Here is a 23,180-nt window from a genome sequence, read left to right as displayed (position 1 = left end):
GATGACCGGGCGCACCCGTCTGGCGGTGTGGGGCGATCCGATCGGGCACAGCCGCTCGCCTCAGCTGCACCTCGCCGCATATCGCCGGCTCGGTCTCGACTGGACATACGATCGTCGCCGTGTCGGCACGGCCGACTTCGCGGATGCGCTCGCGTCGCTCGACGACACCTGGCGGGGACTGTCGCTGACCATGCCGCTCAAGGAGGTCGCGTACGCGGCGGCTGACGAGCTCGACCGGCACGCCTCGCTCACCGGTGCGGTCAACACGCTGCTGCTCGGTGAGACGCTGCGCGGGTTCAACACCGACGTCGGCGGGATCGTCGATGCGTTCACCCACGCCGGGGTGACCGCGGTGCGCAGCGCCCGGATCCTCGGCGCCGGCGCGACCGCGGCATCCGCACTCGTCGCACTGAGCGACCTCGGAGTCGACGCCGTCGAGTTCCGGGCGAGACGGCCGGAGGCCGTCGACCGGCTCCGCCCGACGGCGGAGACGCTGGGCGTTCGGCTCACCACCGTCGACTTCTCGGCACCGGCAGCGGATGTCGACGTCACCGTCGCCACGCTGCCCAGCGGCACCGTGCTCGAGGCTGCCGTCGCGACACCGCTCGCCGCGGTCGGCGGCACGCTGTTCGAGGCGGCGTATGCGCCGTGGCCGTCCGCCCTCGCAGCGCTCTGGCCGTCGGCGAACGTGATCTCGGGCTTCGAGATGCTGCTGTTCCAGGCTGTGCGTCAGATCCGCATCTTCCGGCACGGCGACCAGCAGCGAGAGCTGCCGGATGAGGCCGTCACAGTCGACATCATGCGGTCGGCGAGCATGGAAGACTAGGACAATGCTCCGCGTGCTCACTGCCGGCGAATCGCACGGCCCCGAACTCATCGCCATCGTGGAGGGCCTGCCCTCCGGTGTGACCGTCACGGCCGAGGCGATCCAGGCCGACCTCCAGCGCCGCAAGCTCGGCTATGGACGCGGATCGCGCATGAAGTTCGAGCAGGACGAGCTGACCATCTCCAGCGGTGTGCGCCACGGCCGCACCCTGGGCAGCCCCATCGCCCTGCGGATCGGCAACACCGAGTGGCCCAAGTGGACCGAGGTGATGAACCCGGCACCCACCGAGCTCACCGAGAAATCCCGAGGCAGGGGAGCAGCCCTGACACGCCCCCGTCCGGGTCATGCCGACCTCGTCGGCATGCAGAAGTACGACTTCGATGAGGCCCGGCCCATCCTCGAGCGCGCGAGCGCACGCGAGACGGCCGCGCGTGTGGCCCTCGGCGCCGTGGCTCGCTCGTTCCTCGCGGAGCTCGGCATCCGTCTCGTCAGCCACACCCTCTCGATCGGACCCGTGCGTGTGCCGGAAGGTTCCGCACTGCCGACACCGGACGACGTCGACGCTCTCGACGCCGATCCGCTGCGCTGCTTCGACGTGCAGACCTCCGCACGCATGGTCGAGGAGGTGGACTCCGCCCGCAAGGACGGTGACACGCTCGGGGGCATCGTCGAGGTGCTCGCCTACGGTCTTCCGCCGGGGATCGGCTCGCATGTGCACTGGGACCGCCGCCTGGACGGGCGTCTCGCGCAGGCGCTGATGAGCATCCAGGCCATCAAGGGCGTCGAGGTCGGCGACGGCTTCGAGACCACCCGGCGCCGCGGCTCCGCCGCTCACGACGAGCTGTTCGCGGCCGAGGACGGCATCACCCGGGCATCCGACCGGGCCGGCGGCATCGAGGGCGGCATGAGCACCGGAACGGTGCTGCGCGTCCGGGCCGGCATGAAGCCGATCGCGACCGTGCCGCGCGCGCTGCGCACCGTCGACGTCGCCTCGGGCGAGACCGCGACCGCGCATCACCAGCGCTCCGACGTGTGCGCCGTGCCCGCCGCGGGCGTCGTCGCCGAGGCGATGGTCGCGATCGAGCTCGCGAACTCGCTGCTCGAGAAGTTTGGCGGCGACAGCATCCGCGAGACCCGCCGCAACCTCGACTCGTACGTGGCGGCGATCCCCGAGTCGCTGCGCACCGCGCCCGCATCCGAGGCGGCGCTGCTCGCCCATGATGAGCTCGTCTGAGCATCCGCTGACGCTCGTGCTGGTCGGCCCGATGGCCGCAGGCAAGACCAGTGTGGGCCGCAAGGTCGCGCGGATGCTCGATGTTCCGTTCATCGACACCGACAAACGGATAGCGGCGGAGCACGGGCCGATCCCCGAGATCTTCGCCGAGCACGGGGAAGCGCGCTTCCGCGAGCTCGAGCGCGAGGCCGTCGCGACGGCCGTCGCGGAGGGCGGTGTGGTCTCGCTGGGCGGGGGAGCGGTGACGGATGCCGACACGCGCGCTCTGCTGCACCGGCATTCCGTCGTCTTCCTCACCGTCACCGCTGAGGCGGTCGAACGCCGCATCACCGGGTCGGGACGCCCCCTGCTCGCCGGTGACGACCCCGTCGCCCGGTGGCGCGCCATCTTCGACCAGCGACGCGGCTGGTACGAGGAGGTCGCCGACCTGACCGTCGACACATCGCGCAGACCCATGCGCGCTTTGGCGGAGGAGATCGCCGCCTGGAGGAGGAAGCAGCCATGACCACGACCACGATCAGCGTCTCGGGAAGCACGCCGTACGACATCAGCGTGGGGCGCGGCATCCTCGACGGTGTGCGGGCGGCACTGGATCCCGCCGTGCGCAAGGTGCTCGTCGTGCATCCGCCGACGCTCGGCAAGCGCGCGGCAGAGCTGCGCGAACGACTCATGTCGGACGGCGCCCTCGAGGTGCTGCTCGCCGAGATCCCGGATGCCGAGGCGGGCAAGCGCATCGAAGTCGCAGCGTTCTGCTGGCAGGTGATGGGTCAGGCCGACTTCACGCGCACCGACGCTGTGATCGGCTACGGAGGAGGTTCGGTGACCGATGTCGCCGGCTTCGTCGCCGCGACCTGGCTTCGCGGCGTGCAGGTCGTGCAGGTGCCGACGACCGTGCTCGGTCTCGTCGACGCCGCCGTCGGCGGCAAGACCGGGGTGAACACCGCCGAGGGCAAGAACATGGTCGGCGCGTTCTGGGCGCCGCGTGCCGTGATCGGCGATCTCGACGAGCTGCAGAGCCTCAGCGCCAACGAGGCGACCGCGGGATACGCGGAGGTCGTGAAGGCGGGGTTCATCTGGGCGCCCGAGATCCTCGACATCATCGAGGCCTCGCCCGAGCGGGCGGTCGACCCGACGACCGACGAGTTCCGTCGCACGGTCGAGCTCGCGATCGACATGAAAGCGAAGGTCGTCTCGGATGACTTCCGTGAGGCCGGCCTGCGGGAGATCCTCAACTACGGCCACACCCTGGGTCATGCGATCGAGCACGCCGAGCGCTATCAGTGGCGGCATGGTGCGGCGATCTCGATCGGCATGATGTACGCCGCCGAGCTGTCACGTCTGGCCGGCAGGCTTCCGGACGCCGGAGCCGATCGGCACCGTGCGGTGCTCGAGTCGCTCGGACTGCCGACGACGTACCGCGGGGGAGCCTGGCAGCAGCTGCTGGCCACCATGCAGCGCGACAAGAAGGCGCGCGGCGGGATGCTGCGCTTCATCCTGCTCGACGACATCGCCAAGCCGACGGTGGTGCAGGCGCCGGACGAGTCGCTCATGTTCGCCGCCTACCAGGAGGTGGCGGGATGACCGACGCCCGCCGGCTGATGCTGTTGAACGGTCCGAACCTCAACCTGCTCGGCACCCGGGAGCCCGACGTGTACGGTAGCGCGACTCTGGCCGATGTCGAGCAGCTCACGGCGGCCGCGGCGGTCGAGGCCGGGTACGAGCTCCGGGCGCTGCAGAGCAACCACGAGGGCGTGCTGATCGATGCGATTCACGCCGCCCGGGAGGACTGCGCGGCGATCATCATCAACCCCGGCGGGCTCACGCACACCTCGGTCTCGCTGCGGGATGCCCTGACCGGGGTCGGCCTGCCGTTCGCTGAGGTGCACATCTCGGACGTCTACGCACGGGAGAGGTTCCGGCACTTCTCCTATCTCGACGATGTGGCGGCCGTGCGCGTGGTCGGCGAGGGCGTCGACGGCTACGCGCGCGCCGTACGGGAGCTGGCTGCGCTGCTCTGAGCTCAGTCGGCCCAGAAGGGACGGGCTCGCGTGCTCAGCTCCGACATCGCGCCGACGTCGATGCGCACGCGCGTCTCGCCGATGCCGAAAGTCGGCCACTGCACGACCACGTCGATGGATCCGTCGGGCGGCAGCGGCCACAGCCAGAGATGATCGGCCGTCGAGTAGGCATGCGCACCGCCGCCACCGCCCTGCTCACGCCGGCTGAGCATGTACTCGTCTGGTTCGGCCATCGGATCACCGCCGCCGAAGAAGGGGGAGGCGTCGGTCACCTTCGTTCCGTCGGCAAGCACCAAGCCGACGCGGAAGCGCCCGCCCGGGTCGGCCGAGCCGTAGGGCATGTGCTCCATGAAAGCGCCCGTCAGCTCGTTCCACTCCCGGAGGGCGAGGCCATTGCGGCGCAGACGCCGCTCTATACGGAGCTCGATGCCGTCCGAGTACACGGCGACGCCGGCGACTGCGACGGCGACATGCTCGGTGGCGCCCAGGATCTCGGGCGCGGCGACGAGGATCGGCAGCTCGGTCTCCGGAGCCTGCCACCAGCGCGGCTGAGGCGACTCGTCGTCATCCTGCTCGGGCATCGGGGGATCAGGCGGGAAGAAGCTCACGCGGCCAGTCCACCACGCGACGCCCGCTGCTGTACAGGGGCCGCTGCAGAACCCGCGCTCCCGGCCCGTGTCGGGCTGCTAGCGTCGACGCATGCCCCTCGCGCTGGTCACCGGAGCCGCTCGTTCGAACAGCATCGCTGCCGGCATCGTTCCTCGGCTCCGCGCCGACGGGTGGGAGGTGGTGACCAGCGATCTCGATGCCGGGGATCATCCATGCGACCTCTCGGATGCCCAGGCGCCGGCCGCTCTCATTGAGACGGTCGCGCACGAGCGCGGAACCATCTCGGCTCTGGTGCTCAGCCACGCCCACGATGTGGAGTCGGGCATCCTCGACACCACCGCCGAGAGTTTCGACCAGCACGTCGCGGTGAACGCTCGCGCATCTCTGCTCCTGATCGCCGCCTTCGCGCGCCAGGCCGGTGAAACCGGGGGAGCGATTGTCGCGTTCACGAGCGATCACGTGACGGGCAACCTGCCGTACGGGGCGTCGAAGGGTGCGCTGGATCGCATCGTGATCTCCGCCGCGCGAGAGCTGGGGCCGCGCGGGATATCTGCGAACGTCGTGAATCCGGGGCCGATCGACACGGGCTGGATGGACGATGAGACTCGCCGCGCCCTGACCGCGCAGCATCCGCTCGGTCGCTCGGGCACGCCGCGGGACATCGCAGGGATCACCTCGTTCCTGCTGTCCGACGAGGGCCGGTGGATCAGCGGGCAGCTGCTGCACACCGACGGTGGATTCTCGGCGCGGTTCTGAGGTCCCGCCCGGCAAGTCAGCGCGCCCGGATCATTCCGGGCCGAGGAGCTCCTGCAACACGCGACGTGCGAAATCGGACTCTCCCGGGGTGAGGTTGGTGAGCATGATCAGGCCCTTCCACAAGTGGTCGACCGGGCGCACGGGCAGCTCCGCCGAGGGCCGCGAAGCGCTCTGCTGGTGCACGGCATGTGCGGCTCGAGTAAGAGCTGGGGTGCCGTTACCGATCGCCTGATCGACAGCGGTTACAGAGTGCTCGCAGTCGACCTGCCGGGTCACGGATTGTCACCCCGGGACGAGGCGACTTCGGTGTCGGCGGCTGCCGACGCGGTGGTAGAGACGGTCAGAACCAGCCTCTCGGGCCCTCTCACGGTCGCCATGGGCCATTCGTACGGCGGATCGGTTCTCGCGGCAGCCGTGGGTCGGTTGCGCCCGACTACTGCGGTCTACGTCGACGCCGGCATGCTGATTCGAGGCGGTCAGGACCGCGAAGCACTCATCGAACAGTACGAGAACGACCGGCGGCTCCGCAGCCGAGGAGGCTGCTGCGGATCTCACTCGTCGCGGTGTGCACGTGCGCGAGATCCCCGGCGCAGCACATACCGTCTGGTACAGCCACCTCCGCGAGTTCGTGGATGCTCTTCCCGAAGTCTTCACCGCCTGAGAGTCGATCGGCCGCACTCGGTCGTCAGAAGGGTGGTGGTGCGGTGCTGATGTACCCAGTGGGGGTGATGGCTTGCACCGAGCGATCGGGGCGTGTGCGGTAGCGGATGCGGGTGCGATGTCGCATGGTGTGGTCGCGCGGGCAGAGGGGTCGCAGTTGGGTGAGGTCGGTGGTTCCGCCTCGGGCCCAGGGGCGGTCGTGGTCGAGGTCGGCGTCGAGGGCGAGGCGGGTGCATCCGTCGCGGGAGCAGGTGCCGTGGTGCAGCGTGAGCCAGTCGCGTTGTGCTCGGGTGGGGCGGTAGGTGCGGCGGTCCATGTCGATGATCACGCCTTTGAGGGGGTCGGTGATCACCCGGCGGAAGCCGCGGGCATCGAGGAAGAGCTGCTTCGCGGTGAGCGGGTCGATGCTGTCGCCGCCGACGATCGAGGCCTGCTCGACGGGTACGGGCTCGCCGGCCAGCAGCTGGACGGGCACGGTGACGAACAGCTTCGTCTTCACCGCGGTCGGCGTGCCGACGCCGCGCAGCCACCCGCTGAACAGATCCGCGCGGATCTGATTTCGCGTTCTGCCGTCGCGCTTGTCCTTCTGGGTGTGCTTGGCCGTGGCGGTCAGGCGTTGCATCACAGCGACCGCTTCGTGAGTGGGAAGCAGAGCGGTGATCCATGACATCCCGTCGCCGGCGGGGGAGACGCTGACGTGCCGGTCGGACATCGCGCGGGTGTGCCGGCGCGCCGCAGTGTCGCCGGTGATCCGGTCGACGAGCTTCTTCGCCCGCTGGCGCAGCACCGCCGATGAGCATGTCAGCACCCACTCCTGTGCGGCTTCATCCACCCGTGACAAGGCAGCGGCCAGCGCATCCCGCACCGGCTGCGGGGCATCCGCCGGGCAGGCGAGCGGGCCCGCCGCTGTCACGACCACGCCGACGTTGTGCATCGACGCGAACCCGTCGCGCGCACGCTGCCACAGCAGCGGCAGATCCCGCGCCGCGGTCTCCGCCACCACGCACAGCTCGCGCACCCGCTCCTGCGAGATACGCAACCGCAGCGACAGCTCCAGAACCACCGACCGTTCGGCCATCTGCACGTCCGCGTCGATCGTGTAGATCTCCGGATGCCGACGAGCGAACTGCACCGCCTCGGCCACGCGCTGCGCCTGACGAGCCGCAGACCGATTCGCATCCACCTCGGAACACGTCACATCATCCAGAAGCACCCCCAGCACATCACCCGCCGTCTGCGGGATCAGGCCGAGCTCCTCGTCGATGACCATGCCTCCAGTATAGAACAAAACTTCGAATAAGGAAAGGGTGACCGCCCTCCCATCGTCCATTTCAGGGCATCCGATAGAATTGCTTCTCGGCCACCTCTGCGCGCACCCGCGCGGGCCCTCGAAGCTTCTGAATGAACGGACCCCCATCACCATGGCATCCACTGCAGACATCAAGAACGGCGTCGTCATCAAGATCGACGGACAGCTCTGGAGCGTCGTGGAGTTCCAGCACGTCAAGCCCGGCAAGGGTGGCGCCTTCGTCCGCACCAAGCTGAAGAACGTCGTCACGGGCAAGTCGGTCGACAAGACCTACAACGCCGGCACCAAGATCGAGATCGAGAACGTCGACCGCCGCGACTTCACCTACCTGTACACCGACGGAGACAGCTTCGTCTTCATGGACCAGGAGGACTACGACCAGATCAACGTCCCCGCGGCCACCGTCGGCGACGCCAAGAACTACATGCTCGAGAACCAGCAGGTGCAGATCGCGCTGAACAACGGCAACCCGCTCTACATCGAGCTCCCCGCCTCGGTCGTGCTCGAGGTCACCTACACCGAGCCGGGCCTGCAGGGCGACCGCTCGTCGGCCGGCACCAAGCCCGCCACTCTCGAGACCGGCTACGAGATCCAGGTTCCGCTGTTCCTCGAGACCGGCACCAAGGTCAAGGTCGACACCCGCACGGGTGACTACCTCGGCCGGGTCAACGACTGACCTTGAGCGCCCGTACCAAGGCGCGCAAGCGCGCCCTCGACATCCTCTTCTCGGCTGACGTGCGCGGCGAGGAGCTCTCGGTGGTTCTCGCCGCGGCGGCCAAACGCGCCGCCAGCGAACCCGCACGTGAGGCCTCCTGGCTGTACGCCCGCGACATCGTCGACGGCATCATCGACAACCGCGATGAGATCGACGAGCACATCACCACGCACAGCAACGACTGGAAGCTCGACCGGATGCCCGCCGTCGACCGCGCCCTGCTGCGCATCGGCACGTGGGAGATCGTCTACAACGACGAGGTGCCGACGGCTGTGGCCATCGACGAGGCCGTAGAGCTCGCCAAGGAGCTCTCGACCGAGGATTCCGGCGCGTTCGTGCACGGCGTGCTCGCCCGCATCGCACGCTCGATCTGATTCTCGGCCCACGCTGAGCGCGTGTCGGTGGTGACGGGGAGGATGCTGCCATGAGCTCTCCTCGTCCCACCGCCACCGCGCTGCGAGCTCTGGGCGGAGACGGCGGGTACCAGCGCGGCCTCGACTATGCGGATCGCGGTCGCGTCGTCGACGCCCGGTGGGACGCCGCCTCGCAGACGCTCAGCGCCAGAGTGTTCGGCAGCGAACGCGCTCCCTATCGCTGCCGCGTGAGATTCGACGGACAGCGGATCATGACGACCAGCTGCACGTGCCCGGTCGCCTCCGCATGCAAGCATGCGATCGCAGCGGTCCTCGTCGGAGCCGACTCCGACGAACCTGCGCGAGCGGAACCGCTGCCGCCCGCCGTTCCGGCTGTGGCGCCACCGCCTCCTCGCGAGCCCTGGGAGCAGTTCGGGGCCTTCGCCCGTCCCGTCCCGCCGCCGGCATGGCGTGCGCTGCTGAACGCGTCCGACACGGCGCAGAACGAGCCGTCCCTCGCCCTCGGCATCGAAGTGCGCGTTCGTCCCCGCCACTCCTTCGACCGGTGGGGGCCCGCCGCTCTGCACGCGGCCACGCCCCGCGACCTCGCCGGCGACCACGGTGAGATCCTGCTCTGCGTCAGACCGCTCGTGCGCAGCGCGTCGACGGGCCGCTGGATTCAGGGAGATGCCTCCTGGGACTCGGTGCGGCGCTCGTCGGGACGCTTCCGCGCTGATCAGGCGCGATGGTTCACGGACTTCCTGAACATCGCCCGCGACTCGCTGCTGTCCGGCACCGCGGGCGACTGGATAGCGCTCGATCGCGTCGAGACGGCGCTGCTGTGGCGGCACCTCGACGTCCTCGCCGACCTCGGCATCCCGATCGTCCCGACGCAGAAGCACACCAGCGTCTCTCTCGCCGGAACAGCGCAGGTGGGCCTGCGCATCGAGCCGGGCGAGGGCGGAGGGCTCGCGATCGCCGTGGACGCCACGGTCGACGGCGAAGCGGCGGCCGCGGCATCCCTGCGCCCCATCGGCCGGATCGGCGTGTACCGCTGGCAGCTCGTCGGCACCCGCATCGAGGTCGCCGTCGCCCAGGTGCCGCTCGCCCCTGCGGTGCTCAACGCGCTCGGCGCCGCAGGCCCGATCGACGTGCCGCCGCACGACCGGCAGCAGTTCGTCGCCGAGGCGTATCCGGCGCTGGCCAGGCAGACGAACGTCACGGCCGCCGACCACCTGGCGCTGCCATCGCTCGCCGCGCCGGAACCGGTGCTGCGCGTGGCGTTCCGCAGCGGGCATCGCGTCTCTTACCGATTCGAGTGGGAGTATGCAGGCCACGGCTCGGTCGCGCTCACCGGCCAAGAACGGTTCCGCGATCCGGATGCCGAGCGCCGATGCCTCCGTGACATCGAGGCCATCTGGGCGGGTGCGACGCGCGACGAGTTCCGCCATCGCGCAGAGCTCGAGCAGCTCGGCGCGGCGGAGTGGGCTGCGCACGTGCTGCCGGCGTTCGAGGCCTCCACGGTGAAGGTCGTCGTGACGGGTCGTCGAACCCGGTACCGCGAGCTGACCGGCACCCCCGAGATCTCGGTGTCGACGGTCGAGTCGACCGATCCCGACTGGTTCGACCTCGGCGTCCTGGTCAAGATCGACGGGCACTCGATCCCGTTCACGCCCCTGTTCACCGCGCTGAGCATGCGGCGCACGAAGCTCATGCTCGTCGACGGCACCTACTTCTCCCTGGCGCACCCGGCCCTGCAACAGCTGCGGGAGCTCATCGACGAGGCCGGCGCTCTCACCGAGTGGGAGACCGGCCCGCGCATCAGCCGCCACCAGACCGCGCTCTGGGAGGACTTCGAGGATCTCGCCGACCAGTCCGAGCAGGCGGTGGGCTGGCGAGCCCTGGCCGAGGGCCTGCGAGGCATCGAGCACGTTCCCCCCACGACACCGCCCGCGGGCTTGCGAGCACAGCTGCGCCCCTACCAGCAGCAGGGGCTCGACTGGCTGGCGTTCCTCTGGCAGCACCGGCTCGGGGGCATCCTCGCCGACGACATGGGGCTGGGCAAGACGCTCCAGCTGCTCTCGCTCATCGCGCACGCCGTGGAGAACGACGAGAAGCGCCCCTTCCTCGTGATCGCGCCGACCTCGGTGCTCGGCACCTGGCGCAGCGAGGCGAGCAGGTTCACGCCCGACCTGCGAGTGCGCATCGTCGAAGGCACCGGGTCACGTCGGGCCGACGAGATCAGCGCGATGGCCGCCGGGGCCGACGTCATCGTCACCTCCTACACCCTGCTTCGACTGGATGCCGAGGAGTACCAGCGGCTCGACTGGGCGGGCGTGATCATCGACGAGGCGCAGTTCGCGAAGAACCCCGCGACGAAGGTGCACCAGGCGATCGCCGAGCTGAGATCGGTCGTCACGATCGCCGTCACCGGCACGCCGCTCGAGAACAGCCTGACCGACCTGTGGGCGCTGTTCTCGCTGACCGCGCCGGGGCTCTTCCCGTCGAAGCGCCGCTTCCGCGAGGAGTACGTCCAGCCGATCGAGCGGGGCAAGGTGCCCGAGAACGAGGAGGGCGCTCCATTCCGCCAGCGGCGGCTCGAGCGGCTGCGCCTCCGCATCCGGCCCCTCATGCTGCGACGCACCAAAGATCTCGTCGCGGCCGACCTGCCCGAAAAGCAGGTGCAGGAGCTGTTCGTCGATCTCAGCCCCGCGCACCGGGCCGTCTACGACACCGTGCTGCAGCGCGAGCGGCAGAAGGTGCTGGGTCTGCTCGCCGACCTCGATCGCAACCGGTTCATCGTGTTCCGCTCGCTCACGATGCTCCGGATGCTCGCGCTGTCGCCCCGGCTGATCGAACCGGATGCCGACGATTCATCATCGGCGAAGCTGGATGTGCTGCTCGAGCACGTGCAGGAGCTGCGCTCGGAAGGGCATCGCGCTCTGGTCTTCAGCCAGTTCACCTCGTACCTGGAGATGGCCGCCGAGCGGATGCGTGACGCGGGCATCGCCTACGAGTACCTCGACGGTTCGACCCGCCGCCGAGACGATGTCGTCGACGCGTTCCGCTCCGGCGATGCCCCGGTGTTCCTGATCAGCCTGAAGGCCGGCGGGTTCGGTCTCACCCTGACCGAAGCCGACTACGTCCTGCTGCTCGACCCGTGGTGGAACCCCGCGGCCGAGGCGCAGGCGATCGACCGCACGCACCGGATCGGGCAGACGCAGCCGGTGATCGTCTACCGCCTGATCGCGGCAGGCACCATCGAGGAGAAGGTGCTGGCCCTGCAGCGACGCAAGGCCCGCCTGTTCACCGCGGTGATGGACGACGAGGCGCTGTTCGCGCAGGCGCTCACAGCCGACGACATCCGCGGGCTGCTCGAGTCCTGACCGCGCGGCATCCCGATAAGCACGGCCCGTCACCGACCGCGCACAGGAAGCCCTCGATAGAATCGACGCTGTCCAACCCAGAGGAGAGACATGCGGATCACGGGACTCGGCCACGCTGGAATGTTCATCGAGACGGTCGGCGGCAACATCATCTGCGACCCCGTTCTCGGTCCTTCGTTCTACGGCTCGTGGTTCCCGTTCCCCGACAACCGCGGGCTCGACTGGGAGCGATTCGGGCGTGAGGCGGACTTCCTGTACATCTCGCACCGCCACCGCGATCACTTCGACCCGGCGCTGCTCGAGAAGTACATCTCCAAGGACATCGAGGTGCTGCTGCCCGAGTACGTCACCGACGACCTCGAGGTCGACATCCGGGCGCTCGGCTACAACAACATCACCTACGCGCCCGCCGGCCAGGTGATCGAGCGCGGCGACCTGAAGATGATGATCACCCCGCTGCGCGCGCCGAGCGACGGACCGATCGGCGACTCGTCGCTGAGCGTCGACGACGGCACGGCATCGATCCTCAACCAGAACGACTCCCACCCGCTCGACCTGGAGGCGCTGCTGTCGTTCGGCAAGCCCGAGGCGTACTTCACGCAGGTCTCCGGAGCGATCTGGTGGCCCATGGTCTACGACCTGCCGCAGGACGCCAAGCAGAAGTTCGCCGGGCTCAAGCGCGACGCGCAGAACAAGCGCGCCATGTACTACATCGAGAAAGTCGACGCTCCGCACGTCTTCCCGATGGCGGGCCCGCCCATGTTCCTGCGCGACGAGCTGTTCCGCTTCAACGGCACCGGGCAGGACGACGACTCGATCTTCACCGATCAGAAGCAGTTCCTGGCGCACATGAAGGAGCTGGCTCCGCAGTACGACGGCCACCTGTTCATCCCGGGCACCGTGGTCGAGATGAACCACGGCGAGCTCAGCGTGTCGCAGAGCCTGTACTCGCAGGAAGAGATCGACCACATCTTCGACGAGAAGTGGGACTACCTCGAAGAGCAGCGGGCGACGCGTCAGCAGGAGATCCGCGACGAGGAGGCCAGCCGCGCCGAGATCATCCCGCCGGCCGAGATGCTCGCCGCGATCAAGGAATGGTGGGAGCCGCTGCTGAAGAAGTCGCGCACCATCCGGCTCGGCGTCGGCGGCAACGTGCGCTTCCGGATCGGCGAGCTGGACATGGTCGTCGACTTCCCGAAGGCCAAGGTGCGCGAGTACGCCGGCGAGGAGTGCATTTACTGGTACACGATCCCCGCCGACCTCGTCTCGACGAACATCCGCGACCACGAGATCGACTGGTCGAACTCGATCTTCCTGTCGATGCAGTTCTCGGTCGGGCGCAGCGGCAAGTTCAACGAGTTCCTCACCACCTTCCTCAAGTGCCTCTCCGTCGACCGGATCGAGTACGTCGAGAACTGGTACCAGGAGCAGACTGATCAGACCGAGGACGCCGAGATCGGCGACTGGGTGGTGCAGCGCCGCTGCCCGCACCTGCGCGCCGACCTCACCCGCACCGGCAAGATCGAGGACGGCATCCTGACCTGCTCGATGCACGACTGGAAGTGGGATCTCGCGACCGGCAAGTGCCTCACGACATCCGGGCACCCGATCCGCGCCGAGCGCTGCCCGGTCACCGAGGACGCGCTGCGCCTCGGCGCCTGAGCGCAGTGGTATACCAGCACGGCTGAGGGCGAATCGTTAGACTCGAGACATCACCGAACCTTTAAACCCGTCCAGAGAGGCGGAGAAGGGAAGTGGCCGATGACTGCACGCACAGTGCTGCACGAAGCCGACATCGCGCGCGCTCTGACGCGCATCGCCCATGAGATCCTCGAGTCGAACCGAGGCGCTGAAGGTCTCGTGCTCCTCGGCATCCCGACCAGGGGAGTGACGCTCGCCGAGCGGCTCGGACCGATCATCTCCGGCATCGCCGAGACGGACATCCCCGTCGGCTCCCTCGACATCACGCTGTTCCGCGACGATCTGGCGAAGCACCCCACCCGCGCGCCCAAGCGCACCGAGATCCCCGCCGACGGCATCGACGGCAGGACCGTCGTGCTCGTCGACGACGTGCTGTTCTCGGGACGCAGCATCCGCGCCGCGCTCGACGCCCTGCAGTCGATCGGACGCCCCGCCGTCGTGCGCCTGGCGATCCTCGTCGACCGCGGGCACCGCGAGCTCCCGATCCGCCCGGATTTCGTCGGCAAGAACATCCCCTCCTCCCGCGCCGAGCGCGTCAACGTGCGGCTGCGCGAACTCGACGGATCCGACGAGGTGACGATCGAATCATGAGGCACCTGCTCGACATCCGCACCCTCGACCGCGAGCAGGCGCTGCGCATCCTCGACGTCGCCGAGGACATGGCCGACACGCAGTCGCGCGAGGTCAAGAAGCTGCCGACGCTGCTCGGCAAGACCGTCGTGAACCTCTTCTTCGAGGACTCCACCCGCACCCGCATCTCGTTCGAGGCGGCCGCCAAGCGGCTCTCCGCAGACGTGATCAACTTCGCGGCCAAAGGCTCCAGCGTCTCGAAGGGCGAGAGCCTCAAGGACACCGCCCAGACCCTGCAGGCGATGGGGGCGGATGCCGTGGTCGTGCGCCACTCGGCATCCGGAGCCCCGCGGACCCTCGCGACGAGCGGCTGGATCTCGGCCGGCGTCGTCAACGCGGGCGACGGGACGCACGAGCATCCCACCCAGGCGCTGCTCGACGCCTTCACCGTCCGCAAGCGCCGGCACGGCAGAGACAGCCGCGGACACGACCTGTCGGGTCTGCGCGTGGTCATCGTCGGCGATGTGCTGCACTCCCGCGTCGCCCGCTCGAATGTGTGGCTGCTCTCGCTGCTCGGCGCCGACGTCACGCTGGTCACCCCGCCGACGCTCGTTCCGCAGAACGTCTCCGAGTGGCCGGTCCGCGTGCTCTACGACCTCGACGCGGCACTCGCGGAAGGCCCCGACGCGGTCATGATGCTGCGCATCCAGGCCGAGCGCATGCACGCCGCGTATTTCCCGACTGAGCGGGAGTATTCCCGGCTGTGGGGTCTTGACGCCGTGCGCGCGGCGACGCTGCCGGACGATAGCATCGTGATGCACCCCGGTCCCATGAACCGCGGTCTCGAGATCTCATCCGAAGCCGCCGACTCACCGCGCTCCACCGTGCTGGAGCAGGTCACCAACGGCGTCTCGGTGCGCATGGCCGTGCTCTACCTGCTGCTGGCGGGGGAGCGCAACGACGAAGAGGGGAAAGTGAAATGAGCCAGACCCTCGTCATCGCAGGCGTCCAGCTGCTCGGGCGCGACAGCGCCGACATCGTGATCGAGAACGGCGTCATCGCCGAGATCGGCTCCGGTCTCAGCCGATCGGGCGCCCGGGTCATCGACGCAGCCGGCCTCGTCGCCCTCCCGGGCCTCGTCGACCTGCACACGCACCTTCGCGAACCCGGCTTCGAGGCATCCGAGACCGTGCTCACCGGCACCCGCGCGGCCGCCGCCGGCGGATTCACCGCGGTGTTCGCGATGCCGAACACGCAGCCGGTCGCCGACACCGCCGGCGTGGTCGAGCAGGAGCTCGCCCTCGGGGAGGCCGCCGGCTACGCCACCGTGCAGCCGATCGGCGCGGTCACCGTCGGGCAGAAGGGCGAGCGGCTCGCCGAGCTGGGCGCGATGGCGGGTTCGCGAGCCCGCGTGCGCGTCTTCAGCGATGACGGCTTCTGCGTCTGGGACCCGCTGATCATGCGCCGCGCGCTCGAGTACGTGAAGTCGTTCGACGGCGTCATCGCCCAGCATGCCCAGGACCCGCGCCTGACCGAGGGCGCCCAGATGAACGAGGGCGTCGTGTCGGCCGAGCTCGGCCTCGCCGGCTGGCCGGCCGTCGCCGAGGAGTCGATCATCGCCCGTGACGTGCTGCTGGCCGAGCACGTCGGCTCCCGGCTGCACGTCTGCCATCTGTCCACGGCAGGATCGGTCGACATCATCCGCTGGGCCAAGAAGCGCGGCATCCAGGTCACCGCCGAGGTCACCCCGCACCACCTGCTGCTGACCGACGACCTCGTGCGCGACTACGACGCCCGCTACAAGGTCAACCCGCCGCTGCGCACCGCCGAGGACGTCCAGGCCGTGCGGCAGGGGCTGGCCGACGGCACGATCGACATCGTCGCCACCGACCACGCCCCGCACCCGGCCGAGAACAAGGCCTGCGAGTGGCAGGCCGCCGCGAACGGCATGGTCGGGCTCGAGAGCGCGCTGCGCGTCGTGCACCAGGCGATGGTCGGCACCGGCCAGCTGGACTGGTCGGACGTCGCCCGCGTGATGAGCGCGGCACCGGCGCGCATCGGGCACCTAGACGGCTTCGGCGCGCTCGAGGTCGGCCGCCCCGCGCACGTGACGCTCTACGACCCCAGCGTGCCCGGCGTCTTCACCGAGGCCGATCTGCACGGGCGCAGCCACAACTCGCCGTATCTGGGCCGGGAGCTGCCGGGTCGCGTGCAGTGGACGATCCACGGCGGCGTCATCACGGTCGACGGGGGAGTCCTCGTCGAGGAGCTGAGCGAGTCCGCCGCGCCGAGCGAGCGGAGCAGCACGAAGTGAGCCGGGAAGTCGCCGGTCTGATCATCGGTCTCGTCGCCGCGGTCATCCTGCTCCTCATGTTCATGGCGTGGCGCAGCCGGCTGCGACGCGACGCCGGTCTCACCGCGCCGCTCGGTGTGCCCGAGCATGCGGATGTGACCGGCAGGCACGAGATCCTGTACGTCGCCACGACCAAGCACGACCACCCGCTCGAGCGCCTCGCGATCAGCCCGCTGACGTACCGCGCCCGTGGCGAGCTCGTGCTCACCGACCGCGGCGTCGCCCTCAGCCTCGACGGCGCACCGACCGTGTTCCTGGCCTCCTCGCGGCTCGTCGCGGCGGACCGTGCCACCGTCGCCATCGACCGCGTCGTGGAGCGCGACGGCCTCATCCGCCTGGTCTGGCGTGCGGCCGACGGCATCCACGTCGACTCATTCATCCGGCCCGCCTCCGGTGGGCCTGCAGACATCCTCCCGCAGCTCGAGCGCCTCTGCGCCGCTGCGGAGAACGGAGAGAACCCGTGATATCGCACACCATCAACGCAGTCGAGCCGGCCGTCCTCGTGCTCGAGGACGGCACCCGGTTCGAAGGCCGCGCCTACGGCGCTCGAGGCACCACGCTCGGCGAGGTGGTCTTCGCGACCGGCATGTCCGGCTACCAGGAGACGCTGACCGACCCCTCGTACGCCGGTCAGATCGTGCTGCAGACGGCACCGCACATCGGCAACACCGGCATGAACCGCGAGGACGAGGAGTCCTCGCGCATCTGGGTCGCCGGGTACATCGTGCGCGACCCCGCGCGCCGGGTGTCGAACTGGCGTTCCGAGGAGTCGCTGGACGACGCACTCGTGCGCAGCGACATCGTGGGCATCAGCGCGATCGACACGCGCGCCCTCACCCGGCGCATCCGCGACACCGGCTCGATGCGCGGCGGGATCTTCTCGGGCGCGGACGCCGCACTCGATGCCGCCGAGCAGCTGCGACAGGTGACCGCCGCCCCTGAGATGACCGGTCAGAACCTGTCGGCCACGGTCTCCGTCACCGAGGCTGTCGTGATCCCTGCGAGCACCGAGCGCATCGGAAACCTCGCCGTGCTCGATCTCGGCGTCAAGCAGTCCACCCTCGACAACCTCTCAGCCCTCGGCTTCGACGTGCACGTCCTGCCGCAGTCGGCCACCTTCGACGACATCACCGCGGTCGAGCCGGATGCGGTGTTCTACTCGAACGGCCCCGGCGACCCCTCGGCATCCGACGAGCAGGTCGCCGTGCTGCGCCAGGTTCTCGATGCCCGCCTGCCGTACTTCGGCATCTGCTTCGGCAACCAGCTGTTCGGCCGCGCCCTGGGGCTGGGCACCTACAAGCTCACCTTCGGCCACCGCGGCATCAACCAGCCGGTGATCGACAAGGCCACCGGCCGGGTCGAGATCACCGCGCACAACCACGGCTTCGCCGTCGACGCCCCGGTCGAGGGCGAGTTCGACAGCCCACACGGATACGGACGAGTCGAGGTCAGCCATGTCGGCCTGAACGATCAGGTCGTGGAGGGCCTGCGCGCCCTCGATCTGCCCGCGTTCTCGGTGCAGTACCACCCGGAGGCGGCGGCCGGCCCGCACGACGCCCACTACCTGTTCAGCAGATTCCGCGAACTCGTCGTCGCGAACAAGAAGAAGGGCGCCAACTGATGCCGAAGCGCGAAGACATCACCTCCGTCCTGGTCATCGGCTCGGGTCCGATCGTCATCGGCCAGGCCTGCGAGTTCGACTACTCCGGCACCCAGGCGTGCCGGGTGCTGCGCGAAGAGGGCGTGCGCGTCATCCTCGTCAACTCCAACCCGGCGACCATCATGACCGACCCCGACTTCGCGGATGCGACCTACATCGAGCCGATCACGCCCGAGGTCATCGAGACGATCATCGCCAAGGAGAAGCCGGATGCCATCCTGCCGACGCTCGGCGGGCAGACCGCGCTCAACGCCGCCATGGCGCTGCACGAGCGGGGCATCCTCGAGAAGTACGACGTCGAGCTGATCGGCGCGAAGGTCGACGCGATCCGCCGCGGCGAGGACCGTCAGGTCTTCAAGGAGCTCGTGCTCGAGGCGGGCGCGGACGTGGCCCGCTCGGTGATCTGCCACACGATGGACGAGCTGCTGGCCGGCGCCGACGAGCTCGGCTACCCGCTGGTCGTGCGCCCGTCCTTCACCATGGGCGGACTCGGCTCCGGGTTCGCCTACGACGAGGCCGACCTCCGCCGCATCGGCGGAGCCGGGCTGCACGACTCGCCGACCAACGAGGTGCTGCTCGAGGAGTCGATCCTCGGGTGGAAGGAGTACGAGCTCGAGCTCATGCGCGACACCGCCGACAACACGGTGGTCGTCTGCTCGATCGAGAACGTCGACCCCGTCGGCGTGCACACCGGCGACTCGATCACCGTCGCGCCGGCGCTGACCCTCACCGACCGCGAGTACCAGAAGATGCGCGACATCTCGATCGACATCATCCGCTCGGTGGGCGTCGACACCGGCGGCTGCAACATCCAGTTCGCCGTCGACCCGACCAACGGGCGCATCATCGTCATCGAGATGAACCCCCGCGTCTCGCGATCGTCCGCGCTCGCCTCCAAGGCGACCGGGTTCCCGATCGCGAAGCTCGCCGCGAAGCTGGCCCTCGGCTACCGTCTCGACGAGATCCCGAACGACATCACCGGCGTCACCCCGGCCAGCTTCGAGCCCACGCTCGACTACGTCGTGGTGAAGGTGCCCCGTTTCGCGTTCGAGAAGTTCCCGGCGGCGGATGCCACGCTCACCACCACCATGAAGTCGGTGGGCGAGGCGATGGCCATCGGCCGCAACTACACCACCGCGCTGCAGAAGGCGCTGCGCTCGCTCGAGAAGCGCGGCTCGAGCTTCCACTGGGGCGACGAGCCCCGCTCCGTCGAGGAGCTGCTCGAGGTCGCGAAGACGCCGACCGACGGCCGCATCGTCGTGCTGCAGCAGGCGCTGCGCAAGGGGGCGACGATCGAGCAGGCCTTCGACGCCACCGCCATGGACCCGTGGTTCCTCGATCAGATCGTGCTGATCAACGAGGTCGCCGAGGCGGTGGCATCCGCGAACGAGCTCGATCGCGAGACGCTGCGTCACGCCAAGGAGCACGGCTTCTCCGACGCCCAGATCGCGCAGCTGCGCGACATCGACGAGGCGGAGGTGCGCCGCATCCGGCACGGCTTCGACGTGCGTCCGGTCTTCAAGACCGTCGACACCTGCGCGGGGGAGTTCCCCGCGCTCACGCCGTACCACTACTCGAGCTACGACTTCGAGACCGAGGTCGCCCCCAGCGAGCGCACCAAGGTCGTCATCATCGGGTCGGGCCCGAACCGCATCGGCCAGGGCGTCGAGTTCGACTACTCGTGCGTGCACGCGTCGTTCGCGCTGTCGGATGCCGGGTACGAGACGGTCATGGTCAACTGCAACCCCGAGACCGTGTCGACCGACTACGACACCTCCGACCGGCTGTACTTCGAGCCCCTCACCCTCGAGGACGTCCTCGAGGTGCTCGACGCCGAAGCCCGCAGCGGCACGATCCTCGGCGTCGTCTGCCAGCTCGGCGGGCAGACCCCGCTGGGGCTCGCCAAGGGCATCGAGGCCGCCGGCTACACCGTCCTCGGCACGAGCCCGGCAGCGATCGATCTCGCCGAGGAGCGCGAGCTGTTCGCACGCCTCCTCGACGACGCCGGTCTGGTGGCGCCGCGCAACGGCACGGCCATCGACGTCGCCGGCGCGGTGCGCATCGCCGAGGACATCGGCTACCCGGTGCTGGTGCGCCCGAGCTTCGTGCTCGGGGGTCGCGGCATGGAGATCGTCTACGACTCCGAGTCGCTTCGGGAGTACTTCGTGCGCACCGCCGGCGAGGTCGTCATCGAGGAGGGCAAGCCACTGCTCGTCGACCGCTTCCTCGACGACGCGATCGAGCTCGACGTCGACGCGCTGTACGACGGCACCGACCTGTACATCGGCGGCGTCATGGAGCACCTCGAGGAAGCGGGCATCCACTCCGGGGACTCCAGCTGCACCCTGCCGCCTGTGTCGCTGGGACGCACCGACATCGACCGCGTGCGCACCGCGACCCTCGCGATCGCGCAGGGTGTGGGCGTGCGGGGCCTGCTGAACGTGCAGTTCGCGATCAGCGCCGGCGTGCTCTACGTCATCGAGGCCAACCCGCGCGCCAGCCGCACGGTGCCGTTCGTGTCGAAGGCGCTCGGCATCCCGATGGCCAAGGCCGCCAGCCGGCTGATGGCCGGCGCCACGATCGCCGAGCTGGTCGACGAGGGCATGCTGCCCGCACAGGACGGCTCCCGGGTGCCCCTGGGCGCGCCGGTCGCCGTCAAGGAGGCCGTGCTGCCGTTCAAGCGGTTCCGCACCCACGACGGCAAGGTCGTCGACTCGGTCCTCGGGCCGGAGATGCGCTCGACCGGTGAGGTCATGGGCATCGACCGCGACTTCCCGACCGCGTTCGCCAAGAGCCAGTCGGCCGCGTACGGCGGGATGCCCACCTCGGGCACGGTGTTCATCTCGGTCGCCGACTCGGACAAGCGCGAGGTCATCCTGCCTGCGCACCGCCTGCAGCAGCTCGGCTTCTCGCTCGTGGCGACCGAGGGCACCGCCGAGATCCTGGGACGCAACGGCATCTCCGCGCAGGTCGTCGCGAAGTTCAGCGAGACGCAGCAGAACGGCGAGCGCAACATCGTCGACCTGATCAACGACGGCGAGATCGACATCGTGGTGAACACCCCGAGCGGTGGCGCCGCCCGTCACGACGGCTACGAGATCCGCGCGGCCGCGGTCGCCGCGGATAAGGCCCTGTTCACCACGATGGCCGTGCTCGGCGCAGCGGTGACCGGCATGGACGCCACGCAATCCGGCTTCGACGTGCGCAGCCTCCAGGAGTACGCGCTCGACCGCGAGGCTGCGCGATGAGCGAGTCCTTCGGCGCCCGCCTGCGCACGGCGATGGACCGCTTCGGTCCGCTGTGCGTGGGCATCGACCCGCACGCCGCTCTGCTCGACCAGTGGGGTCTGGGGCAGGACGCCGAGGGACTGCGCTCGTTCGGTCTCGCCGTGGTGGACGCCGCGGCGGGTCGCGCGGGCATCGTCAAACCGCAGGTCGCCTTCTTCGAGCGCTTCGGGTCACGCGGCTTCGCGGCGCTGGAGGACATCTCGTCGGCGGCACGCCAGGCCGGCCTGATCGTGCTGGCCGACGCCAAGCGCGGCGACATCGGCTCGACGATGGCCGGCTACACGGCGGCCTGGCTGGAGCCCGGGGCGCCCCTCGAGGCGGATGCCGTGACCGTCAGCCCCTACCTCGGTCCCGAATCGCTGCGTGACACGCTCACCGCCGCGGTCCGGGCGGAGAAGGGCGTGTTCGTGCTCGCGGCGACGAGCAACCCCGAGGCGGCCGCGCTGCAGACCGCCCGCACCGTCGATGTGGCGGCGGGCGACGAGCAGACCGTCGCGGCGCGGGTCGCCCGAGACGTCACCTGGGTCAACCACTCGGCGGCGTTCGCCGGCGGGCTCGGACCCATCGGACTCGTGATCGGGGCGACGGTCGACCGCGCCGATGTCGGTCTCGACGATGCGCAGCTGGCCGACACGCCCATCCTCGCGCCGGGCTTCGGCGCCCAGGGGGCCATTGCCGCCGACCTCACCGGCCGCTTCGGCGCGGTGGCGCACAACGTGCTCGCGAGCGAGAGCCGCAGCATCCTGGCCGCCGGTCCCGACGCGATCGCCGAGACGATCCGCACCCGCAACGCGCGATACCAGGAGGTCCTCCGTGGCTGAACGTCCCGCCGTCCCCGACGTCGATCGCGTCGCCGCCTCGCGGCGCGCCCTCGAGCGCCGGCGCGCCCGCGCCGCCCTCAAGCGCGACCTCAGCACGCGGGTGATCGCCCCGCAGACGGTGCTGCGTCAGGCGACCGAGGATGCGGAATCCGACGCCGCCACGATGCGCGTCACCGACTTCCTCATGGCGCTGCCCGCCATCGGCGCCGGCAAGCGCGACCGGGTGCTCGACGAGCTGCACATCGCTCCGGTCAAGCGACTCGGCGGTCTGGGCGTGCGTCAGCGGCAAGCCCTCGGCGCCTGGCTCGACGAGCGCTTCCCGCCGCACCGGCCACGCCCGGCCCGCAGCCGGCTGCTCGTGCTCGCAGGTCCCACCGCGGTCGGCAAGGGCACGGTGGCGGCCCACATCCGCGAGACCCACCCCGAGATCCACCTGTCGGTCTCTGCGACGACGAGGGCGCCCCGCCCGGGAGAGGTCGACGGTGTGCACTACTACTTCGTCGACGACGCCGAGTTCGACCGGCTGATCGCCGACGAGCAGCTGCTCGAGTACGCGGTCGTGCACAACAAGCACCGTTACGGCACACCGCGCGGTCCCGTCGACGCGGCGCTGGCGGACGGCAGGACAGTGCTGCTCGAGATCGATCTGCAGGGCGCGAGGCAGGTGCGCGCCGCCGAGCCGAACGCGTCGCTGGTCTTCCTGCTGCCCCCCAGCTGGGACGAGCTCGTGCTCCGACTCGTCGGCCGTGGCACGGAGGATGCCGAGGAGCGCGCCCGTCGACTGCGCACCGCGCGCGTCGAGCTGGCGGCGCAGAACGAGTTCGATTACCTCGTCGTGAACGCCGACGTCGCCACCGCGGCCGAAGAGGTCGTAGAATTGGCTACAGACTCTGCGCGCTGATCCGCGCTCGCTCTCACCCAA

22 protein-coding genes are annotated in these 23,180 nt (G+C 69.5%); 19 read left to right on the top strand and 3 right to left on the bottom strand.

Annotated elements, in window-relative coordinates; genetic code table 11:
- The first annotated feature begins 1 nt into the window (after position 1).
- Genes V2S04_RS10760 through V2S04_RS10740 form a run of 5 tightly spaced genes read left to right on the top strand, consistent with a single transcriptional unit; the run spans position 2 to position 4,078 of the window.
- Positions 2-826 carry a shikimate dehydrogenase family protein gene (locus V2S04_RS10760; protein ID WP_413638462.1) on the top strand — a complete coding sequence of 275 codons (825 nt, stop codon included), beginning with the start codon at positions 2-4 and terminating at the stop codon, positions 824-826.
- Positions 827-830: 4 nt separating this feature from the next.
- Entirely contained in the window at positions 831-2,060 is a 1,230-nt protein-coding gene (gene aroC, locus V2S04_RS10755; protein WP_413638461.1) for a chorismate synthase, read from the top strand.
- Positions 2,044-2,565, top strand: a complete 522-nt coding sequence (locus tag V2S04_RS10750) for a shikimate kinase (protein ID WP_413638460.1) — start codon at positions 2,044-2,046, stop codon at positions 2,563-2,565. The genes aroC and V2S04_RS10750 overlap by 17 nt, the downstream gene beginning before the upstream one ends.
- On the top strand, positions 2,562-3,641 hold the full coding sequence (aroB, locus tag V2S04_RS10745) for a 3-dehydroquinate synthase (protein ID WP_413638459.1): 1,080 nt from the start codon (positions 2,562-2,564) through the stop codon (positions 3,639-3,641). The genes V2S04_RS10750 and aroB overlap by 4 nt, the downstream gene beginning before the upstream one ends.
- A complete protein-coding gene (locus V2S04_RS10740; protein ID WP_413638458.1) occupies positions 3,638-4,078 on the top strand; it encodes a type II 3-dehydroquinate dehydratase in 441 nt (146 codons plus the stop codon). The genes aroB and V2S04_RS10740 overlap by 4 nt, the downstream gene beginning before the upstream one ends.
- 2 nt (positions 4,079-4,080) lie before the next feature.
- On the opposite strand, the gene V2S04_RS10735 is transcribed toward V2S04_RS10740, so the two are convergent.
- Positions 4,081-4,659: a hypothetical protein gene (locus V2S04_RS10735; protein ID WP_413638457.1), complete on the bottom strand. Its 579-nt coding sequence runs from the start codon at positions 4,657-4,659 to the stop codon at positions 4,081-4,083.
- A 118-nt stretch (positions 4,660-4,777) separates the two neighbouring features.
- Here V2S04_RS10735 and V2S04_RS10730 point away from each other — a divergent pair, with 118 nt between their 5' ends.
- Positions 4,778-5,443 carry an SDR family oxidoreductase gene (locus V2S04_RS10730; RefSeq protein WP_413638456.1) on the top strand — a complete coding sequence of 222 codons (666 nt, stop codon included), beginning with the start codon at positions 4,778-4,780 and terminating at the stop codon, positions 5,441-5,443.
- A gap of 30 nt (positions 5,444-5,473) precedes the next feature.
- On the opposite strand, the gene V2S04_RS10725 is transcribed toward V2S04_RS10730, so the two are convergent.
- Positions 5,474-5,719 carry a hypothetical protein gene (locus V2S04_RS10725; protein WP_413638785.1) on the bottom strand — a complete coding sequence of 82 codons (246 nt, stop codon included), beginning with the start codon at positions 5,717-5,719 and terminating at the stop codon, positions 5,474-5,476.
- Between V2S04_RS10725 and V2S04_RS10720 the strand changes: the two genes are divergently transcribed.
- Positions 5,630-6,154: an alpha/beta hydrolase gene (locus V2S04_RS10720; RefSeq protein ID WP_413638455.1), complete on the top strand. Its 525-nt coding sequence runs from the start codon at positions 5,630-5,632 to the stop codon at positions 6,152-6,154. The two genes, V2S04_RS10725 and V2S04_RS10720, sit on opposite strands and share 90 nt — an antisense overlap.
- Here V2S04_RS10720 and V2S04_RS10715 read toward each other — a convergent pair.
- On the bottom strand, positions 6,129-7,373 hold the full coding sequence (locus V2S04_RS10715; RefSeq protein ID WP_413638454.1) for a DUF222 domain-containing protein: 1,245 nt from the start codon (positions 7,371-7,373) through the stop codon (positions 6,129-6,131). The two genes, V2S04_RS10720 and V2S04_RS10715, sit on opposite strands and share 26 nt — an antisense overlap.
- Before the next feature lie 151 nt (positions 7,374-7,524).
- Between V2S04_RS10715 and efp the strand changes: the two genes are divergently transcribed.
- The 12 genes from efp to gmk all read left to right on the top strand — a co-directional run bounded on the left by efp (position 7,525) and on the right by gmk (position 23,159).
- Entirely contained in the window at positions 7,525-8,088 is a 564-nt protein-coding gene (gene efp, locus V2S04_RS10710; RefSeq protein WP_071643676.1) for an elongation factor P, read from the top strand.
- Positions 8,089-8,090: 2 nt separating this feature from the next.
- The gene (nusB, locus tag V2S04_RS10705; protein WP_099195950.1) at positions 8,091-8,501 is read left to right on the top strand and encodes a transcription antitermination factor NusB; all 411 of its coding nucleotides are present in this window, start codon (positions 8,091-8,093) and stop codon (positions 8,499-8,501) included.
- A 50-nt stretch (positions 8,502-8,551) separates the two neighbouring features.
- Positions 8,552-11,866 (top strand): SNF2-related protein, encoded by a 3,315-nt coding sequence (locus tag V2S04_RS10700; RefSeq protein ID WP_413638453.1) that lies wholly within the window; start codon positions 8,552-8,554, stop codon positions 11,864-11,866.
- A 90-nt stretch (positions 11,867-11,956) separates the two neighbouring features.
- Positions 11,957-13,528, top strand: coding sequence for a Rieske 2Fe-2S domain-containing protein (locus V2S04_RS10695; protein WP_413638452.1), 1,572 nt, complete (start codon positions 11,957-11,959; stop codon positions 13,526-13,528).
- A 99-nt stretch (positions 13,529-13,627) separates the two neighbouring features.
- Complete coding sequence (gene pyrR, locus V2S04_RS10690) at positions 13,628-14,158, top strand: bifunctional pyr operon transcriptional regulator/uracil phosphoribosyltransferase PyrR (RefSeq protein ID WP_099195952.1); 531 nt, start codon at positions 13,628-13,630, stop codon at positions 14,156-14,158.
- Positions 14,155-15,120 carry an aspartate carbamoyltransferase catalytic subunit gene (locus V2S04_RS10685; RefSeq protein WP_413638451.1) on the top strand — a complete coding sequence of 322 codons (966 nt, stop codon included), beginning with the start codon at positions 14,155-14,157 and terminating at the stop codon, positions 15,118-15,120. Before pyrR ends, V2S04_RS10685 begins: the two co-directional genes overlap by 4 nt.
- A complete protein-coding gene (locus V2S04_RS10680; RefSeq protein ID WP_413638450.1) occupies positions 15,117-16,451 on the top strand; it encodes a dihydroorotase in 1,335 nt (444 codons plus the stop codon). The genes V2S04_RS10685 and V2S04_RS10680 overlap by 4 nt, the downstream gene beginning before the upstream one ends.
- Positions 16,448-16,954, top strand: coding sequence for a hypothetical protein (locus V2S04_RS10675; protein WP_413638449.1), 507 nt, complete (start codon positions 16,448-16,450; stop codon positions 16,952-16,954). Before V2S04_RS10680 ends, V2S04_RS10675 begins: the two co-directional genes overlap by 4 nt.
- The gene (carA, locus tag V2S04_RS10670; RefSeq protein WP_413638448.1) at positions 16,951-18,111 is read left to right on the top strand and encodes a glutamine-hydrolyzing carbamoyl-phosphate synthase small subunit; all 1,161 of its coding nucleotides are present in this window, start codon (positions 16,951-16,953) and stop codon (positions 18,109-18,111) included. Before V2S04_RS10675 ends, carA begins: the two co-directional genes overlap by 4 nt.
- The gene (gene carB, locus V2S04_RS10665; protein ID WP_340086615.1) at positions 18,111-21,398 is read left to right on the top strand and encodes a carbamoyl-phosphate synthase large subunit; all 3,288 of its coding nucleotides are present in this window, start codon (positions 18,111-18,113) and stop codon (positions 21,396-21,398) included. Before carA ends, carB begins: the two co-directional genes overlap by 1 nt.
- The gene (gene pyrF, locus V2S04_RS10660) at positions 21,395-22,258 is read left to right on the top strand and encodes an orotidine-5'-phosphate decarboxylase (RefSeq protein WP_413638447.1); all 864 of its coding nucleotides are present in this window, start codon (positions 21,395-21,397) and stop codon (positions 22,256-22,258) included. Before carB ends, pyrF begins: the two co-directional genes overlap by 4 nt.
- The gene (gmk, locus tag V2S04_RS10655) at positions 22,251-23,159 is read left to right on the top strand and encodes a guanylate kinase (protein WP_413638446.1); all 909 of its coding nucleotides are present in this window, start codon (positions 22,251-22,253) and stop codon (positions 23,157-23,159) included. The genes pyrF and gmk overlap by 8 nt, the downstream gene beginning before the upstream one ends.
- Positions 23,160-23,180 lie beyond the last annotated feature (21 nt).

This window comes from Microbacterium sp. OR21 (assembly GCF_047306785.1).
Taxonomy (GTDB): Bacteria; Actinomycetota; Actinomycetes; order Actinomycetales; family Microbacteriaceae; genus Microbacterium; species Microbacterium esteraromaticum_E.
The sequence above is the reverse complement of the archived record's forward strand: the minus strand, read 5'-3'. Positions and strand labels throughout refer to the sequence as shown.

Excerpts from the sequence above, each read along its gene's own strand:
- V2S04_RS10760 (WP_413638462.1), top strand. The coding sequence starts at position 2 with ATGACCGGGCGCACCCGTCTGGCGGTGTGGGGCGATCCGATCGGGCAC.
- aroC (WP_413638461.1), top strand. The coding sequence starts at position 831 with ATGCTCCGCGTGCTCACTGCCGGCGAATCGCACGGCCCCGAACTCATC.
- V2S04_RS10750 (WP_413638460.1), top strand. The coding sequence starts at position 2,044 with ATGATGAGCTCGTCTGAGCATCCGCTGACGCTCGTGCTGGTCGGCCCG.
- aroB (WP_413638459.1), top strand. The coding sequence starts at position 2,562 with ATGACCACGACCACGATCAGCGTCTCGGGAAGCACGCCGTACGACATC.
- V2S04_RS10740 (WP_413638458.1), top strand. The coding sequence starts at position 3,638 with ATGACCGACGCCCGCCGGCTGATGCTGTTGAACGGTCCGAACCTCAAC.
- V2S04_RS10735 (WP_413638457.1), bottom strand. The coding sequence starts at position 4,659 with ATGCCCGAGCAGGATGACGACGAGTCGCCTCAGCCGCGCTGGTGGCAG.
- V2S04_RS10730 (WP_413638456.1), top strand. The coding sequence starts at position 4,778 with ATGCCCCTCGCGCTGGTCACCGGAGCCGCTCGTTCGAACAGCATCGCT.
- V2S04_RS10720 (WP_413638455.1), top strand. The coding sequence starts at position 5,630 with ATGTGCGGCTCGAGTAAGAGCTGGGGTGCCGTTACCGATCGCCTGATC.
- V2S04_RS10715 (WP_413638454.1), bottom strand. The coding sequence starts at position 7,373 with ATGGTCATCGACGAGGAGCTCGGCCTGATCCCGCAGACGGCGGGTGAT.
- efp (WP_071643676.1), top strand. The coding sequence starts at position 7,525 with ATGGCATCCACTGCAGACATCAAGAACGGCGTCGTCATCAAGATCGAC.
- V2S04_RS10700 (WP_413638453.1), top strand. The coding sequence starts at position 8,552 with ATGAGCTCTCCTCGTCCCACCGCCACCGCGCTGCGAGCTCTGGGCGGA.
- V2S04_RS10695 (WP_413638452.1), top strand. The coding sequence starts at position 11,957 with ATGCGGATCACGGGACTCGGCCACGCTGGAATGTTCATCGAGACGGTC.
- pyrR (WP_099195952.1), top strand. The coding sequence starts at position 13,628 with ATGACTGCACGCACAGTGCTGCACGAAGCCGACATCGCGCGCGCTCTG.
- V2S04_RS10685 (WP_413638451.1), top strand. The coding sequence starts at position 14,155 with ATGAGGCACCTGCTCGACATCCGCACCCTCGACCGCGAGCAGGCGCTG.
- V2S04_RS10680 (WP_413638450.1), top strand. The coding sequence starts at position 15,117 with ATGAGCCAGACCCTCGTCATCGCAGGCGTCCAGCTGCTCGGGCGCGAC.
- carB (WP_340086615.1), top strand. The coding sequence starts at position 18,111 with ATGCCGAAGCGCGAAGACATCACCTCCGTCCTGGTCATCGGCTCGGGT.
- pyrF (WP_413638447.1), top strand. The coding sequence starts at position 21,395 with ATGAGCGAGTCCTTCGGCGCCCGCCTGCGCACGGCGATGGACCGCTTC.